The following is a 14,095-nucleotide window of genomic DNA, read 5'->3' as shown; positions in this document are numbered from 1 at the left end:
TCCTCAGGCCTTGGCGGCCCGTTGTTGTTATGGGTGTTCGGATTCACTCAAGTAAGCCGCCAGGCGATCCATCAGGCGGTCACAGGCCGCCATCTGAACAACGCTGACAAATTCATCGGGCTTGTGCCCCTGGTCCATGCTGCCGGGGCCGCAGACCACCGAAGGAATGCCGGCCTGATCGAACAGCCCGCCTTCGGTGCCAAAGGCCACGGTGCTGAACTCGTCGCTGCCGCACAGTTGGCCAATCAGCCGGGCCGCCGCGCTGTCGACGGGTGTCGCCAGGCCGGGATAGGCCGAGATTTTTTCAAAGCGGATACCGGTATCGGTGTCCACGGCCTGCATGGCCGGCAACAACGTCTGCTCGGCGTAGTCCTGCAGTTCGTCGACGACCACTTGCGGGGCGAAGTCCGGCAAGGCGCGGATCTCGAAGTCGAAACGGCAGTCCGCTGGAACGATGTTCAGCGCTGTACCGCCCTGGATCACTCCGACCTGCACGGTCGAGAACGCCGGATCGAAGCGCTTGTCGTGCAATGACGGCCGGGCCAGGGTGGCGCCGATGTCGCCCAGCCGACCGATCAGGCGCGCGGCCTGCTCGATGGCATTGACCCCATAAGGCGCGTAGGCCGAATGACAGGCAGCGCCGCGTACGTGGCATCGCATCGCCAATTTGCCCTTGTGGCCGAGCACCGGCTTGAGTTCGGTCGGCTCGCCGATCAGACACAACGCCGGAGCCGGGATGCGTTGGGGCAGCACTTCCAGCAAGCCGCGCACACCGAGGCAACCGACCTCTTCGTCATAGGAAAACGCCAAATGCACCGGGCGCTTCAAAGGGCTGGAGAGAAACATCGGCACCGCCGCCAGCACGGAAGCCAGATAGCCCTTCATGTCCGCGGTGCCGCGGCCGTAGAGCTTGCCGTTCGCCTCGCTCAGGCTGAACGGCGCGACCGTCCAGGCCTGGCCGTCCACCGGCACCACGTCGGTGTGCCCGGACAGCACGATGCCGCCGGCCACACGCGGGCCGACCGTGGCCAACAGATTGGCCTTGGTCCGCTCGGCGTTGTAGATCAGTTCGCAATCCACGCCCAGTTCGTGCAGGTAGTCACGCACGAATTCGATCAGCTCCAGGTTCGAATCGCGGCTGACCGTGGCGAACCCGATCAATCGCGCGAGCATGGCGCGGCTGCGCAACTCACTCATCGCCGGGCACTCCATACGCGGGGGCCAGGGTCGGATTGAGGGCGCGGGTCAGGTAGTCCTGCAATTGCGGCTCGTAGGCCGTCCACAGCTTGCCCAACTCGCCAATCGGGTTTTCATCGGCCCAATCCACCCGCAGGTCGACCATCGGCCAGGTCAGGTCACCGACCACCGACAGCGCCGCCGAGTGCACCGCGCCGGCTTCGCCACCGGCATCCTGCCCGGCCTGCAAGGCGTTCATCAGCCGGGTGGCGAGGCAGCCTTCGCTGTTTTCGAACGCCGCGACCATCGACTCGATCACCCCACTGTTGGCCAGCAGGTTGCCGGCCGCCACGCATTGGTCACCGGCCAGGGCATTGTTGATGCCCAGGGCATGGTTGCCGCTGAACACCGCCGTGCGCCCATGGGCATCCACCACCGCCACCTGCCGATACTGGCTGTAGCCGTTGCGGGTCAACGAGTGGTCCAGCGCCTGGGGCGGCGCCGAGCCGTTGGCCAGTTCATCGAGGATCTGCGGGCCGAGGGCCGGCAGCGTGATGTTCTGGCTCGACACCGCGCCGACACCGGCACGCAGCCACGGGCAGCGCGCGCCGACGGCAATGCTCGAAGAGCTGATGGCAATGCCCAGCTGGCCGGTCTCGGCGCAGCGACCCACGATGGAAAAAGTCATGGCGAACTCCTTATTCAGGGATGACAGCGATCACATCAATTTCCATCAGCCACTGCGGCTGGCCGAGGGCGCTGACCACCAGGCCGGTGGAAATCGGGAACACGCCCTTGAGCCACTTGCCGACCTCCTGGTACACCGGCTCGCGGTAGCGCGGGTCGATCAGGTAGGTGGTGGTCTTGACGATATGGCTCATGTCGCTGCCCGCCTCCTCCAGCAATTGCTTGACGTTGCGCATGGCCTGCTCGGCCTGGGCACGCGGATCGCCAAGGCCCACCAGTTGGCCGTTGAAATCGGTGCCGACCTGGCCACGCACATACACGGTGTTGCCGGCGCGCACGGCCTGGCACAAATCGTTGTCCAGCGTCTGGTTCGGATAGGTGTCTTTGGTGTTGAACATGCGGATGCGGGTATGAGTAGGCATTAACGAACTCCCATGAGGCTGGCTTTCTGAATAGGTGCACGGGCAGCTTCCGCTTGACGCTGGGTCGCATCCCGATAGTTGAGATAGGTGTGCTGTTTAACGATGTGATCGGCGATGTGCTTGGCGTCGTGCCAAACGCCCCAGATGAATGCGGAGCCGCGGCGGGACTGCCAAGGCAACCCGACGAAATACACCCCCGGCTCGGCCGACACGCCGCGCTGGTGCTGCGGTTTGCCGTTTTCCTTGAAGGCATCGACCTTCAGCCAGCTGTAATCGGTGGAGTAACCGGTGGCCCAGATGATCGTGGTGACACCGGCCTTGAGCAGGTCCAGCTCCAGGATTGGATTGGTCACGCAGTCCGGGTCCGCCAGCATGGCCCGGGCTTCGGGTTCCAGCGGCAGGTCAAGGCCGTTGCGTTCGATATAGGCGTCGGCCTTGTCGAGCAGCGCCAGGTAGTTTTCATCGCCACGTTTAATGTTGTCGGCGAGGTTGTTTTCGAAATTCACCACAGCGCCGTTGAACGCCTGGGTCAGGCCGACCAGGGTCATGCCCTGATGGGCCAGGCGGCGGAAGTCCACGGTGTGGCCGCCACGGGCGCCGCTCACGGCGATGGTCACGTGTTCTTTGCCGGGCTGCATGGCCTCGGCATCCCACTCGCCGAGCACCCCCAGCCACCAGCAGAAATCACGGTTGCGATAGGCACGGGGCGGACGATCGTGTGCCCCCACCGACAGGTAGACCTGCTTGCCGGAACGTTGCAGTTCATCGGCGATCTGCACGCCCGAGGAACCTGCACCCACCACCAGCACCGCGCCTTCGGCCAGTTGCCGCGGGTTGTAGTACTGGGCGGAGTGAATCTGGGTGATGCCGGCGATTTCGGGAGCAATCGGCGGAATGGCCGGACGCTGGAACGGACCAGTGGCGACCACTACATGCCGGGCCTCGATTACACCGTCGGAGGTTTCAACGGTGAAGCCCGGACGGTCGGCATTGCGCTCGACTTTCTTCACGTCCACGCCGGTGCGGATCGGCGCGTTGAACTTCTTGGCATAGGCTTCGAAGTACTCAGCCACCTGCTCTTTCCCGGCGAAGGCATCCGGGTCCAGACCGTCGAATTCCAGCCCCGGGAAACGATCGTGCCAGGCCGGACCGTTGGCTACCAGCGAATCCCAGCGACCGGTGCGCCAGGCTTCGGCGATACGATTGCGCTCCACAACGAGGTGAGGCACACCGAGCTTGCTCAGGTGTTCACTCATGGCCACGCCGGCCTGGCCGGCGCCAACAACAAGCGTATCAATTGCGGTTTTATCAACTGTCATGGCTGTGCACTTCTGAAAGGTGGTTTGATTCAGGTCGGTCATGGCTGCCGCCTCGATTCTGATCACTGTTGTTCTTCTGCTGCGGCTATCGGTGTCAGGGTGTTGGCCGCATTCTGTTCGGAGCCGGGAAATAGCGAAATTATGTTTTTTGTGGTCGCTGGCGAGGAAAAAGCGTCGAGCCGACCGGTTGGCTGTGCAAGGTTGCGGTCGACCCGATCCCGGCCTATGGTCCAAGCGATGCAATGACCGCGACCGGCGCGAAGACCCGGCGCGGATTGCTGTCCATCCAGTGCGGATTCACGCAAGGAGTGATGACATGCCCGACAATTCCCGTCCTGCCGTGCTCGAACTGATCGGCAATACACCTCTGGTACGCGTCAGCCGATTCGATACCGGCCCGTGTACGCTGTTTCTCAAACTCGAATCACAGAACCCCGGCGGTTCGATCAAGGACCGCATCGGTCTGGCGATGATCGATACCGCCGAACGCGATGGTCGCCTCAGGCCCGGCGGCACCATCGTCGAAGCCACCGCTGGCAATACCGGCCTCGGCCTGGCCCTGGTCGGCCGCGCCAAGGGCTACCGCGTGGTGCTGGTGGTGCCGGACAAGATGTCCACCGAGAAGGTCTTGCACCTCAAGGCCATGGGCGCCGAGGTGCACATCACCCGCTCCGATGTCGGCAAGGGCCATCCCGAGTACTACCAGGACGTCGCCGCACGGCTGGCGGCGGAAATTCCCGATGCGTTCTTCGCCGACCAGTTCAACAACCCGGCCAACCCGCTGGCCCACGAATGCAGCACCGCGCCGGAGATCTGGGCGCAGACCCAGCATGATGTGGACGCCATCGTCGTCGGCGTCGGTTCGGCCGGTACCCTCACCGGCCTGACCCGCTTCTTCAAACGGGTGCAGCCGGACCTGGAAATGGTCCTGGCCGACCCGGTCGGCTCGGTGATGGCCGAATACAGCCGCGGCGGGACCCTCCCCACCCCCGGTTCCTGGGCGGTGGAAGGCATCGGCGAAGACTTCATTCCGTCGATTGCCGACCTGTCCAGCGTGCGCCACGCCTATTCGATCAGCGACGAAGAAAGCTTTGATCACGCCCGCCAACTGCTGCGCGCCGAAGGCATACTCGGCGGCTCGTCCACCGGCACCTTGCTGGCGGCGGCGTTGCGTTACTGCCGCGAACAGACCCAGCCGAAACGGGTGGTGAGCTTCGTCTGCGACACCGGTACGCGTTACCTGTCGAAGGTCTACAACGACCAGTGGATGAACGATCAGGGCCTGCTGCAACGCAAGCACTACGGTGACCTGCGCGACCTGATCGCGCGGCGTTTCGAGGATGGCCGGGTGATCAGCGTCGGCCCGGATGACACGCTACTGACGGCTTTTCAACGCATGCGCCTGGCGGATGTCTCGCAGCTACCGGTGTTGGTGAACGGCAAACAACTGGTCGGCGTGATCGACGAGTCCGACATCCTGCTGGGCGTGCATGAAGACGTTGCGCACTTTCGCAAGGCCGTATCCAGCGCCATGACCGACAAACTGCAAACCCTGTCCCCCGGCGCCTCTCTGGCGGATCTGGAAGCCGAACTGGGCCGTGGCCTGGTGGCGATCATTCAGGATGCCTCGGGCTTCCACGGCCTGATTACCCGAACCGACATGCTCAACCATTTGCGGAGATCCCTGCCATGAGTCAGCACGATGAAAACGCCCCGCCACGGGGCTTTGCCACCCGGGTGATCCATGCCGGGCAAACGCCGGACCCTTCGACCGGGGCCTTGATGCCGCCGATCTACGCCAACTCCACCTACCTGCAACAGAGCCCCGGGGTGCACAAAGGCCTGGACTACGGGCGTTCGCACAACCCGACGCGCTGGGCGCTGGAGCGTTGCGTGGCCGACCTCGAAGGCGGCACTCGGGGTTTTGCCTTCGCCTCGGGGCTGGCGACCATTTCCACGGTGCTGGAGCTGCTCGACGCCGGCTCGCACATCGTCTCGGGCAACGATTTGTACGGCGGCACCTTCCGCCTGTTCGACAAGGTGCGCCAGCGCAGCGCCGGACACCGCTTCAGCTTCGTCGACCTGACCGACCTGGCGGCGTTCGAGGCCTCCCTGCAAGACGACACCCGCATGGTCATGGTCGAGACCCCGAGCAATCCGCTGTTGCGCCTTACGGACCTCGCCGCCATCGCCCGCACCTGCCGCGCCCGCGGCATCATCTGCGTGGCCGACAACACCTTCGCCAGCCCGTGGATCCAGCGCCCGCTGGAACTGGGCTTCGACATCGTGCTGCACTCGACCACCAAGTACCTCAACGGTCACTCTGACGTGATCGGCGGCATCGCCGTGGTCGGGCAGAACGCCGAACTGGCCGAGCGCCTGGGCTTCCTGCAAAACGCCGTCGGCGCCATCGCCGGCCCGTTCGATGCCTTCCTCACCCTGCGCGGCGTGAAGACCCTGGCCCTGCGCATGGAACGGCATTGCAGCAACGCACTGGACCTGGCGCAGTGGCTGGAGCGCCAACCGCAAGTCGCACGGGTCTACTACCCCGGCCTACCGTCGCACCCGCAACACGAACTGGCCCAACGGCAAATGCGCGGTTTCGGCGGGATGATTTCCCTTGACCTCAACAGCGACCTGGCGGGCACCAAACGCTTCCTTGAGAGCGTGCAGATCTTCGCCCTGGCCGAGAGCCTCGGCGGCGTGGAAAGCCTGATCGAACACCCGGCGATCATGACCCACGCCACCATTCCACCCGATACCCGCGCAGAACTGGGGATCGGTGATGCCTTGGTGCGGTTGTCGGTGGGGGTCGAGGATGTGGAGGATTTGCGTGCGGATTTGGCGCAGGCGTTGGCACTCATGTAGGAGCGAGCTTGCTCGCGATGGCGGTGGATCAGTCGACATTGACGCTGACTGACACTCCGCCATCGCGAGCAAGCTCGCTCCTACAGTTTCTTTTTGGCCCTCTCCCCTGCTGCAACGCTGGTCAAGCCCACAAGAGTCCCTATAATCGCGGCGTTTTCGTCTACCCTCACGAAGCGTCGTGCAGCAATCAGCTTGTGCGGGGCGCATCGACATTTTTCCGCTATTGAACCGGAGAACTTCCATGCTCAAACGTACCCTGGCAATGGCCATTGGCCTGACCTTGTCCCTTTCCACCCTGCTGGCACAGGCCGCCGAGACCCTCAAGGTCAGCGCCATTCCTGATGAAGCCCCCACCGAATTGCAGCGCAAGTTCAAGCCCCTGGGCGAGTATCTGGAGAAGCAACTGGGCATGAAGGTCGAGTTCGTACCGGTGTCCGACTACCCGGCGGTGGTCGAGGCGCTGGCCACAGACCGTATCGACATGGCCTGGCTGGGCGGCTTCACCTTCGTGCAGGCTCGACTGAAAACCGGCAATGCCATTCCATTGGTACAGCGTGAGCAGGATGCGCAGTTCACCAGCAAATTCATCACCGCCGACCCGGCCGTCAAGTCGCTGGCCGACCTCAAGGGCAAGTCGTTTGCCTTCGGTTCGGTGTCTTCCACGTCCGGCAGCTTGATGCCGCGTTATTTCATGCTCAAGGACGGCATCAAGCCTGAAACCTATTTCAGCCGCGTCGGTTACTCCGGCGCCCACGACGCCACCGTCGCCTGGGTTCAGGCTGGCAAGGTCGATGCCGGCGTACTCAATGCCAGTGTCTGGGAAAAACTGGTCAAGGCCGGCAAGGTCGACACCGACAAGGTCAAGGTCTTCGCCACCACGCCGGCCTACTTCGACTACAACTGGACCGTGCGCGGCACCCTCGACCCGGCCCTGGCTGACAAAATCAAGGCGGCCTTCCTCGCGCTCGACCCGGCCAACCCGGAGCAAAAAGCGATTCTGGACCTGCAAGCCGCCAGCCGCTTCATCGAGACCAAGCCTGAGAACTACAAGGGCATCGAGGAAGCCGCGCGCGCTGCCGACCTGCTGAAATGACACTGCATCTGAACCGGGTCAGCCTCACCCACGGCAATGGCGTGCGTGCGCTGCATGAGATCGACCTGCACATCGCTGCCGGTGAGCAGGTCGCCATTATCGGCCCGTCCGGCGCCGGCAAGTCGAGCCTGCTCAACGTGCTGGCCACCGCCCTGCGCCCGGACGACGGCGCGGTCGAGGTGCTCGGCGAGCACGCCTGGCAGCTTGGCGCGCATCGGCGTCAGCAGCTGCGGGCGCGCATCGGCCTGGTTCACCAAGCGCCACCCCTGCCACCGCGGCAACGGGTGGTCACGGCGGTGCTGGCCGGAAAGCTGGGGCAATGGAGTTTTGCCAAAAGCCTGCTGAGCCTGCTGCATCCGGTGGATGTTCCGGGGGCGCGGGCGGCACTGGTCAAGCTGGACCTGGGTGACAAGCTGTTCGCCCAGTGCCAGCAATTGTCCGGCGGCCAACTGCAACGCGTGGGCATTGCCCGGGTGCTGTACCAGGCGCCCGAAGTGCTGCTGGCCGATGAGCCGGTGTCGGCGATGGACCCGGTACTGGCCGGGCACACCCTGTCGATCCTCTGCCGCCACGCCCGGGAACACAACGTGACCCTGGTCGCCAGCCTGCATGCGGTGGAACTGGCCCTGACGCACTTTTCACGCATCATCGGTTTGCGCGACGGTCAGGTCCTGTTCGATCTTCCCGCCAGCGACGTCGACCACGATTTGCTCGACAAGCTCTACGCCAACGAGCAACTGCTATCGCCGCCCGTTCCGGTGGCGCCCTTGAGCCTGCAGATTCCACGATGCTGACGCGCGATACACGAGACCCGGCCACCCTGCCCCGCCTGTTGCTCAGTCTGTTGGCGCTTGCGCTGCTGTGGCCCGGTATTCATTTCAGTGAACTGGATTTGGGTGTGCTGCTCCAGGCCGACAGCCAGAGTGAGATGGGCCGGTTTGTCTCAGCCTTCTGGCCACCGGCCCATGGCGAAGAGTTCCTTCAGCTGCTGTGGCAAGCCACGCTGCAGACACTCGCCATCGCCACCGCCGGCATGGCTTTGGCTTTGCTGTTGGCCGTGCCTGCCAGCTTGTTGGCCAGCCGCGCACTGTCGTTGTCGGCAGCTTCGCGCAGCGGTCGCCCGAGCGCCTTGGGCCGACTACTGCGCTGGCCGGTGCGCGGGTTGCTGATCTTCCTGCGCAGCGTGCCGGAAATTGTCTGGGCCTTGCTGTTCGTGCGCGCCGTCGGCCTTGGCCCGACGGCCGGGGTGCTGGCGATTGCCATCACCTACAGCGGCATGCTGGGCAAGGTCTACGCGGAGATCTTCGAGTCGGTCGACCAGCGTCCCGCCCACTCACTGCTGCAAGCCGGCAGTGGCCGGTTGGCGGCGTTCTGCTACGGCATCCTGCCCAATGTCGCGGCGGAGTTGCTGTCGTACACGGTGTACCGCTGGGAGTGCGCGATCCGCGCGTCGGTGGTGATGGGCTTCGTCGGTGCCGGCGGGCTGGGCCAGCAGATTGACTTGTCGTTGCGCATGTTCGCCGGCGGTGAAGTGGCGAGCATGTTGCTGACCTTTTTCGTCCTGGTGCTGTTCGCCGATCAGATCAGCCGCCTGCTGCGCTGGAGGTTCGCATGAATCGCCTGATCAACCTGCTGCTGATCCTGTGCATCGGTGCGGCGGTCGTCGCTTCGTTCCGCTATCTGGGGATCGACCTCGGTGAACTGACCGGCAGCGCTAACCTGAAGCAGATGGGCGCCTACGTGCTGCGTTTTCTCAGCCCGGACCTGAGCGCCGGCCATCTGCAAGCCATCGGCCGTGGCGCAGTGGAAACCATGGCCATGTCGGCCCTTGGCACCCTGCTCGCGGCGGTATTCGGCCTGGTGCTGGCACTGCCTGCGGCCGGGCGTTTCGGTTGGCCGCTGCAGAGTGCGTCGCGCCTTGTGCTTAACGCCCTGCGCGCCATTCCCGAACTGGTGTGGGCCGCGCTGATGGTGCTGGCAGCCGGACTCGGCCCCAACGCCGGGACCCTGGCATTGGCGATGCACACCACCGGGGTGCTGGGTCGATTGTTCGCCGAAGCACTGGAAAACACCCCGCCGCAACCGGCCGAAGCCATCCGCTTGCAGGGCGGCAACGTCGTCTGGGCCTTCTGCTACGGCACCCTGCCCAACCTGTTTCCGCAACTGTTGGCGTACATCCTGTACCGCTGGGAAAACAACATCCGCATGGCCAGCGTGCTGGGATTTGTCGGAGCCGGCGGTTTGGGGCAGATGCTCTATGTCAGCCTCAGCCTGTTCCAGGAGGCCCAGGCGAGCACGGTGATCCTGGCCATGTTGTTGTTGGTGTTTGCCGTTGATGGGCTGAGCAGCTGGAGTCGGCAGCGCTGGGTCAAGGCGTGATGGGGAATTGCATAGACTTGCTCACCTGATTGCATCGACCTGAGCAACCATTTGTATGGAGTTGACTACCGCGTTTTATGGCTATGACCGGTTGAATCCACAACCCAAAGCGGCCAGTGTGTCGTCGTGATCGTGGGCAAGTCGGATCGCCGCCTTAACATATACAGGGGCGCGCATCGGCTGACAGGACGCAAGGGGAGACAGAAACTGAAAGTTCATTAGCGGTCAGCTGTGGATGAACGTCCAGAGATCGGTATTCAGTTTATCGATAGCGTCTTTAAAGTCCTTGGTGGTGATTTTCTGACTTTCGTTCTCTAGCTGGTTGCCGAATACCTTACGCACCACTTTGGCCATTGTTTGATTGGTTCTTGCGTCAATGAACTCTGCTTCAATGAATAGATTAGTGTCTTGATCCCTGTGACCGGTAGCTGCCTGTGTCGCTCCGACAACGGCCGCAATCGGCATCACTTCATACCACTTCATGCCTTCGTTCGAAGCGCTGACGCCAGTGATTGCCGCACGCAGAATCAGGGGGCGTGACCTGGCCGGTGCGGCGGCGGCGTTAGACACCCTCTGGTATTTCTGGCCCAGCACAATTTTGGCCTTTCTGGACATGAAGTCCTGCAAGTCGGCCAGCGTCTGTTGATTGACCTGCTCATTGGGTTTGGGCGAGGGATAAAACTCCAGCGTTCTGAACGCTATGGTGTCATACGCATTCGGGTTCCACGACGGGCTCACCCAGCGCATTGCCTTCTCACCCGTGGCGGTGGTCACTTCTTGCAGGTTGTTGTAGTTGGACAGGAAGCCCGAATATTGCTCACGTTCAGTGACTTGGGAGGTGCAACCGCCGAGTAGCAGGTATGTCAGTGCGACGCCAACAAACAGTTTATGGTCCAAGGACATGGTGGGCTCACTCCACGATTTAGTCGTGCTCAGTCAACTGAAAAACAGAAACGCCAAGTCATGTTCCCCTTCACGGCTTGAATGCAGACGTTGTCGAACTGATAGGAGATTTGATTGCCATTGTGAACTGGATCTGCTGCGCCGACATGTCGCAGAGCCAGACCCCAGCCCAACTGGCGTTGATGCCCCCAGAGCTTAGCCCGTTCTTGCAGATCTGCGGCACGATCTCAAGGTCCGGCACTGGCCGTTTTCTGCCTGTGGTGAGAGGCTGAAAACGACCCAATATAGCCTTCCAGCATCCAGGTCAGATATTGTAATTACTGGGGAGACAGCAGATCTCAGCCTGTCATACAGGCGGAAAGTCCTCATACGATTTTGGGAAGTACCCCCAAATTCTCAGAACGTCGGCGCGCACGTCAAACTCGAAACCAATTTTTGCGACCACCTTCGATATTTCGTCTGTATGGTCAATGGTTGTACGCGCAAGCAGCCGTCCTTTTGAGGGGACTGCTTCCGACAAGCCAATGTCGAACCATTCGACGGACGCAAATGGAAACGGCAAATGGTAAAACCATTCGACATCCCACTCTGAGACATGTCCTGTGACGCACTTGGATCGGTACGACGGACGCCACCCCTGAAGCTCGCGGAAATGGTTGATCAGCTCATCCCACTTGGTATTGTTCGATGCGCTTGCCAGGTTTCTCGCAGCCACGGCAGCACGGATTTTCTTCCGTATTGGATCATCATTGCGCGCGCCGGCCCTCGGTAGTTCGCACATATTCAGTCCTATCGATTTTTTGGTGTTCAAGAATGAATGACCGCTCCTGGCCCAGAGTGTGTAAAAACGCTAAATCGGGTTTTCTATAGCGACGCTAGGAGACCGTGCTCAGGTTTTGCAAACTGATCAAGGCCACGACGTTTCCAGGAACAGTTAGTACGGCTCAGCAGCCTCTTAAAGTCTTTTGGATGGGGTAAAAAAGACCGGTTTTCACGCCGTTAGCGCTTTCATCAAGCCAGTGGTGCCGATGATTTTCATAACCCTTTTCAGATTGTAGGCGAGCACATTCAGGCTCATCTCCGCACTCACCCCGTTAAGCTTTCGGGTCAGGAAGTGCGTCGCGCCCATCCATTGTTTGAGCGTCCCGAAGGGATGCTCAACAGTCCGTTTTCGGATTCGCATCATCTCCGGCGCGTTGCTCAGCCGGGTCTGCATTTCCTCCAGCACGGCTTCATGCTCCCAGCGCCGGACTCGCCGCTCCGTGCTCGGTGTGCACTGCGGTTTCATGGCGCAGCCCCGGCATTTCGAACTCCAGTAACGGTGCAACGTCAGGCCTTTTTCAACGTTGGTATAGCGCCAGATCAGCGCCTCTCCAGCCGGGCAAATGTATTCGTTTTTTGCCGTGTCATAGATGAAGGCATCGTTATTGAAACGCCCGTCAGCCTTGGCTCCGAAGGTCATCGGCTTGGGCACATAGGCGGTGATGTTGGCATCGTGACAAGCCAGGATTTCTTCGCTTTTGAAGTAACCTCGGTCAGCCACTACCGACAGCGCTTCTGGCGCCATCGCTTCGCGGGCCTGCTTGGCCATCGAGCTGAGTTGATCGCGGTCGGAGCCGACGTTGGTGACCTCATGCGCAACGATCAAATGGTGCTGGGTATCGATTGTTGACAGCCTTGAATTTACTGCCATCGATGGCAACAAGATTTTCTCCAAACAATCCCAACTGCTGACAGAGCACGACGAACTGACGACAAACGCCTCGGATGGCCTTGCAGTTGTCTTTTCGGAAGTTGGCAATGGTCTTGAAATCGGGCATCAAACGCCCGGTCAGCCACATCAGCTCGATGTTGCGTTGGGTTTCTCGTTTCAGCCGTCGGCTCGACTGAATGCGGTTGAGATAGCCGTAGATATAGATCTTCAGCAGGATCGCAGGGTGGTAAGCAGGACGGCCTGTGTCAGCGGGAATAGCGCCGTCAAAGCCCAAGGAGACCAAGTTGAGTTCGTCGACGAAAACGTCGACTACACGCACTGGATTGGTGTCGCTGACGTAATCGTCGAGGCTCTCGGGAAGCAAGGTGCCTTGACCCCGATGTTCACCTTGAATAAAGCGCTTCATGGGCGATCCTTGCGATGAAATCCTCAGAAATCATAGCAATGGTTTTCGGGCTGGATAGATACTCAATCGTAGACCTATTGAACCAGCTGCCGGATCCCTAGAGACAAAATCAAACCACCGCATAATCGATCAATAGCTTTTTTCCTCCTTCGATACGCTGAAGCGATCTGAGGTTGCGAAAGAGCGATTGCGACCACTCCATACCAAGTCATCGAAACCACCACTACGACTGCCAGCATCGACAAAAACGTGCTTGGTGAAACGTGGGTGGGGGCTGCCGCTGAGAAAATAGCGGCATAGAAGGCCATGGATTTAGGGTTGCCAATGTTCGTAACGACCCCCTGAATGAATGACTGCCGAAAGTTTCCGACGACAGCATTATTACAGGGGGCAAGCGCGCTCTTCCCGGCCTTGAGCAGCAGTCGGAATCCAAACCACATCAGATAGGCTGCCCCCAGAATTTTTACGATCAGCGCCGCCCAAGGGAACGCAGCAAATACAACGCCAATACCTGCGATTGCACAGGTGGCCCAGAATAAATTGACCAATACGATGCCTGCTACCAAGGCCAAAGCTTCTGACCGCGTAGCAGCTACCGCTTTGTGGACTACTGCAACGAAATTTGGCCCTGGAATAACGACACCTGCCAGGTAAACCAAAAAGACTGTCAAAACGGCGGGACCATCGATCATCTGCATTCCTTGCGAGTGTTGTGGCTAGGGACGGTCTTTCAGATCAAGTCCTCCCGCAGACTCAACGTACAACGAAATAATAATTCGATACAGGGCTTTTGAGAGTAGTTGTGTTTTTACACGCTCTCGGCCGAAAGCTGCCGACCATCAAGGGCTGCTACCGACCTGGAGCAGACGGCGAACAGAATAATAGCAAATTAGTGGCTATGCTTGGTCTGCTGTCGAAACTGATCAGGCAGTCCGGCAGGCTGCGCGGAAATGACCCGCAACGTGCCCTATGTCACCCGACTATTCTGCGTGAAGCATCCAGTTCAGGGGCGCAAATCCGCAACGACACTCGGGAAGACATGGAGCAAACCCTGCACCTGCAGGCGCAGGGTTTGGACTGGATCTGTCGGGATCACTCAGGATCGAATCGACTGTCGCTACGGTGCGG

Annotated in this window: 13 protein-coding genes and 1 pseudogene; 6 read left to right on the top strand and 8 right to left on the bottom strand. The window is 60.9% G+C overall.

Features of this window, described 5'->3' with window-relative positions; all coding sequences use genetic code 11:
* Positions 1-27: 27 nt before the first annotated feature.
* The 4 genes from argE to AC3ITY_RS11765 are packed head-to-tail and all read right to left on the bottom strand — an operon-like array spanning position 28 to position 3,646.
* Positions 28-1,197, bottom strand: a complete 1,170-nt coding sequence (gene argE / locus AC3ITY_RS11780; protein ID WP_489309240.1) for an acetylornithine deacetylase — start codon at positions 1,195-1,197, stop codon at positions 28-30.
* Complete coding sequence (locus tag AC3ITY_RS11775) at positions 1,190-1,864, bottom strand: DUF1028 domain-containing protein (RefSeq protein ID WP_489309238.1); 675 nt, start codon at positions 1,862-1,864, stop codon at positions 1,190-1,192. Before AC3ITY_RS11775 ends, argE begins: the two co-directional genes overlap by 8 nt.
* A gap of 10 nt (positions 1,865-1,874) precedes the next feature.
* Positions 1,875-2,285, bottom strand: coding sequence for a RidA family protein (locus tag AC3ITY_RS11770; protein ID WP_046042476.1), 411 nt, complete (start codon positions 2,283-2,285; stop codon positions 1,875-1,877).
* Positions 2,285-3,646 carry a flavin-containing monooxygenase gene (locus AC3ITY_RS11765; protein ID WP_489309236.1) on the bottom strand — a complete coding sequence of 454 codons (1,362 nt, stop codon included), beginning with the start codon at positions 3,644-3,646 and terminating at the stop codon, positions 2,285-2,287. Before AC3ITY_RS11765 ends, AC3ITY_RS11770 begins: the two co-directional genes overlap by 1 nt.
* A gap of 274 nt (positions 3,647-3,920) precedes the next feature.
* Between AC3ITY_RS11765 and AC3ITY_RS11760 the strand changes: the two genes are divergently transcribed.
* The 6 genes from AC3ITY_RS11760 (at position 3,921) to phnE (ending at position 9,944) form a co-directional block, all read left to right on the top strand.
* Positions 3,921-5,297, top strand: a complete 1,377-nt coding sequence (locus tag AC3ITY_RS11760; protein WP_046042477.1) for a pyridoxal-phosphate dependent enzyme — start codon at positions 3,921-3,923, stop codon at positions 5,295-5,297.
* Complete coding sequence (locus AC3ITY_RS11755) at positions 5,294-6,472, top strand: trans-sulfuration enzyme family protein (protein WP_489309233.1); 1,179 nt, start codon at positions 5,294-5,296, stop codon at positions 6,470-6,472. The genes AC3ITY_RS11760 and AC3ITY_RS11755 overlap by 4 nt, the downstream gene beginning before the upstream one ends.
* Positions 6,473-6,713: 241 nt before the next feature.
* Entirely contained in the window at positions 6,714-7,565 is an 852-nt protein-coding gene (locus AC3ITY_RS11750; protein ID WP_489309231.1) for a putative selenate ABC transporter substrate-binding protein, read from the top strand.
* Positions 7,562-8,359, top strand: coding sequence for a phosphonate ABC transporter ATP-binding protein (locus tag AC3ITY_RS11745; RefSeq protein WP_489309229.1), 798 nt, complete (start codon positions 7,562-7,564; stop codon positions 8,357-8,359). The genes AC3ITY_RS11750 and AC3ITY_RS11745 overlap by 4 nt, the downstream gene beginning before the upstream one ends.
* Positions 8,353-9,180: a PhnE/PtxC family ABC transporter permease gene (locus AC3ITY_RS11740; protein ID WP_223503024.1), complete on the top strand. Its 828-nt coding sequence runs from the start codon at positions 8,353-8,355 to the stop codon at positions 9,178-9,180. Before AC3ITY_RS11745 ends, AC3ITY_RS11740 begins: the two co-directional genes overlap by 7 nt.
* Positions 9,177-9,944 (top strand): phosphonate ABC transporter, permease protein PhnE, encoded by a 768-nt coding sequence (phnE, locus tag AC3ITY_RS11735; protein ID WP_489309226.1) that lies wholly within the window; start codon positions 9,177-9,179, stop codon positions 9,942-9,944. The genes AC3ITY_RS11740 and phnE overlap by 4 nt, the downstream gene beginning before the upstream one ends.
* Before the next feature lie 225 nt (positions 9,945-10,169).
* Here phnE and AC3ITY_RS11730 read toward each other — a convergent pair whose 3' ends face one another.
* From AC3ITY_RS11730 to AC3ITY_RS11715, 4 genes and pseudogenes are all read right to left on the bottom strand, one after another.
* Positions 10,170-10,847, bottom strand: a complete 678-nt coding sequence (locus AC3ITY_RS11730) for a DUF3313 domain-containing protein (protein ID WP_489309224.1) — start codon at positions 10,845-10,847, stop codon at positions 10,170-10,172.
* 346 nt (positions 10,848-11,193) lie between these two features.
* On the bottom strand, positions 11,194-11,658 hold the full coding sequence (locus tag AC3ITY_RS11725) for a DUF6678 family protein (RefSeq protein WP_489309222.1): 465 nt from the start codon (positions 11,656-11,658) through the stop codon (positions 11,194-11,196).
* Positions 11,659-11,838: 180 nt separating this feature from the next.
* Positions 11,839-12,967: pseudogene (locus AC3ITY_RS11720) on the bottom strand (transposase).
* 74 nt (positions 12,968-13,041) lie between these two features.
* Positions 13,042-13,659 carry a LysE family translocator gene (locus AC3ITY_RS11715; protein WP_489309220.1) on the bottom strand — a complete coding sequence of 206 codons (618 nt, stop codon included), beginning with the start codon at positions 13,657-13,659 and terminating at the stop codon, positions 13,042-13,044.
* Between the last annotated feature and the right edge of the window lie 436 nt (positions 13,660-14,095).

This window comes from Pseudomonas sp. GL_091 (assembly GCF_057837725.1).
This window is presented reverse-complemented; position numbering and strand designations above follow the sequence as displayed.

Excerpts from the sequence above, each read along its gene's own strand:
- phnE (WP_489309226.1), top strand. The coding sequence starts at position 9,177 with ATGAATCGCCTGATCAACCTGCTGCTGATCCTGTGCATCGGTGCGGCG.
- AC3ITY_RS11750 (WP_489309231.1), top strand. The coding sequence starts at position 6,714 with ATGCTCAAACGTACCCTGGCAATGGCCATTGGCCTGACCTTGTCCCTT.
- AC3ITY_RS11755 (WP_489309233.1), top strand. The coding sequence starts at position 5,294 with ATGAGTCAGCACGATGAAAACGCCCCGCCACGGGGCTTTGCCACCCGG.
- AC3ITY_RS11740 (WP_223503024.1), top strand. The coding sequence starts at position 8,353 with ATGCTGACGCGCGATACACGAGACCCGGCCACCCTGCCCCGCCTGTTG.
- argE (WP_489309240.1), bottom strand. The coding sequence starts at position 1,197 with ATGAGTGAGTTGCGCAGCCGCGCCATGCTCGCGCGATTGATCGGGTTC.
- AC3ITY_RS11760 (WP_046042477.1), top strand. The coding sequence starts at position 3,921 with ATGCCCGACAATTCCCGTCCTGCCGTGCTCGAACTGATCGGCAATACA.
- AC3ITY_RS11715 (WP_489309220.1), bottom strand. The coding sequence starts at position 13,659 with ATGATCGATGGTCCCGCCGTTTTGACAGTCTTTTTGGTTTACCTGGCA.
- AC3ITY_RS11770 (WP_046042476.1), bottom strand. The coding sequence starts at position 2,285 with ATGCCTACTCATACCCGCATCCGCATGTTCAACACCAAAGACACCTAT.
- AC3ITY_RS11765 (WP_489309236.1), bottom strand. The coding sequence starts at position 3,646 with ATGACCGACCTGAATCAAACCACCTTTCAGAAGTGCACAGCCATGACA.
- AC3ITY_RS11775 (WP_489309238.1), bottom strand. The coding sequence starts at position 1,864 with ATGACTTTTTCCATCGTGGGTCGCTGCGCCGAGACCGGCCAGCTGGGC.
- AC3ITY_RS11730 (WP_489309224.1), bottom strand. The coding sequence starts at position 10,847 with ATGTCCTTGGACCATAAACTGTTTGTTGGCGTCGCACTGACATACCTG.
- AC3ITY_RS11745 (WP_489309229.1), top strand. The coding sequence starts at position 7,562 with ATGACACTGCATCTGAACCGGGTCAGCCTCACCCACGGCAATGGCGTG.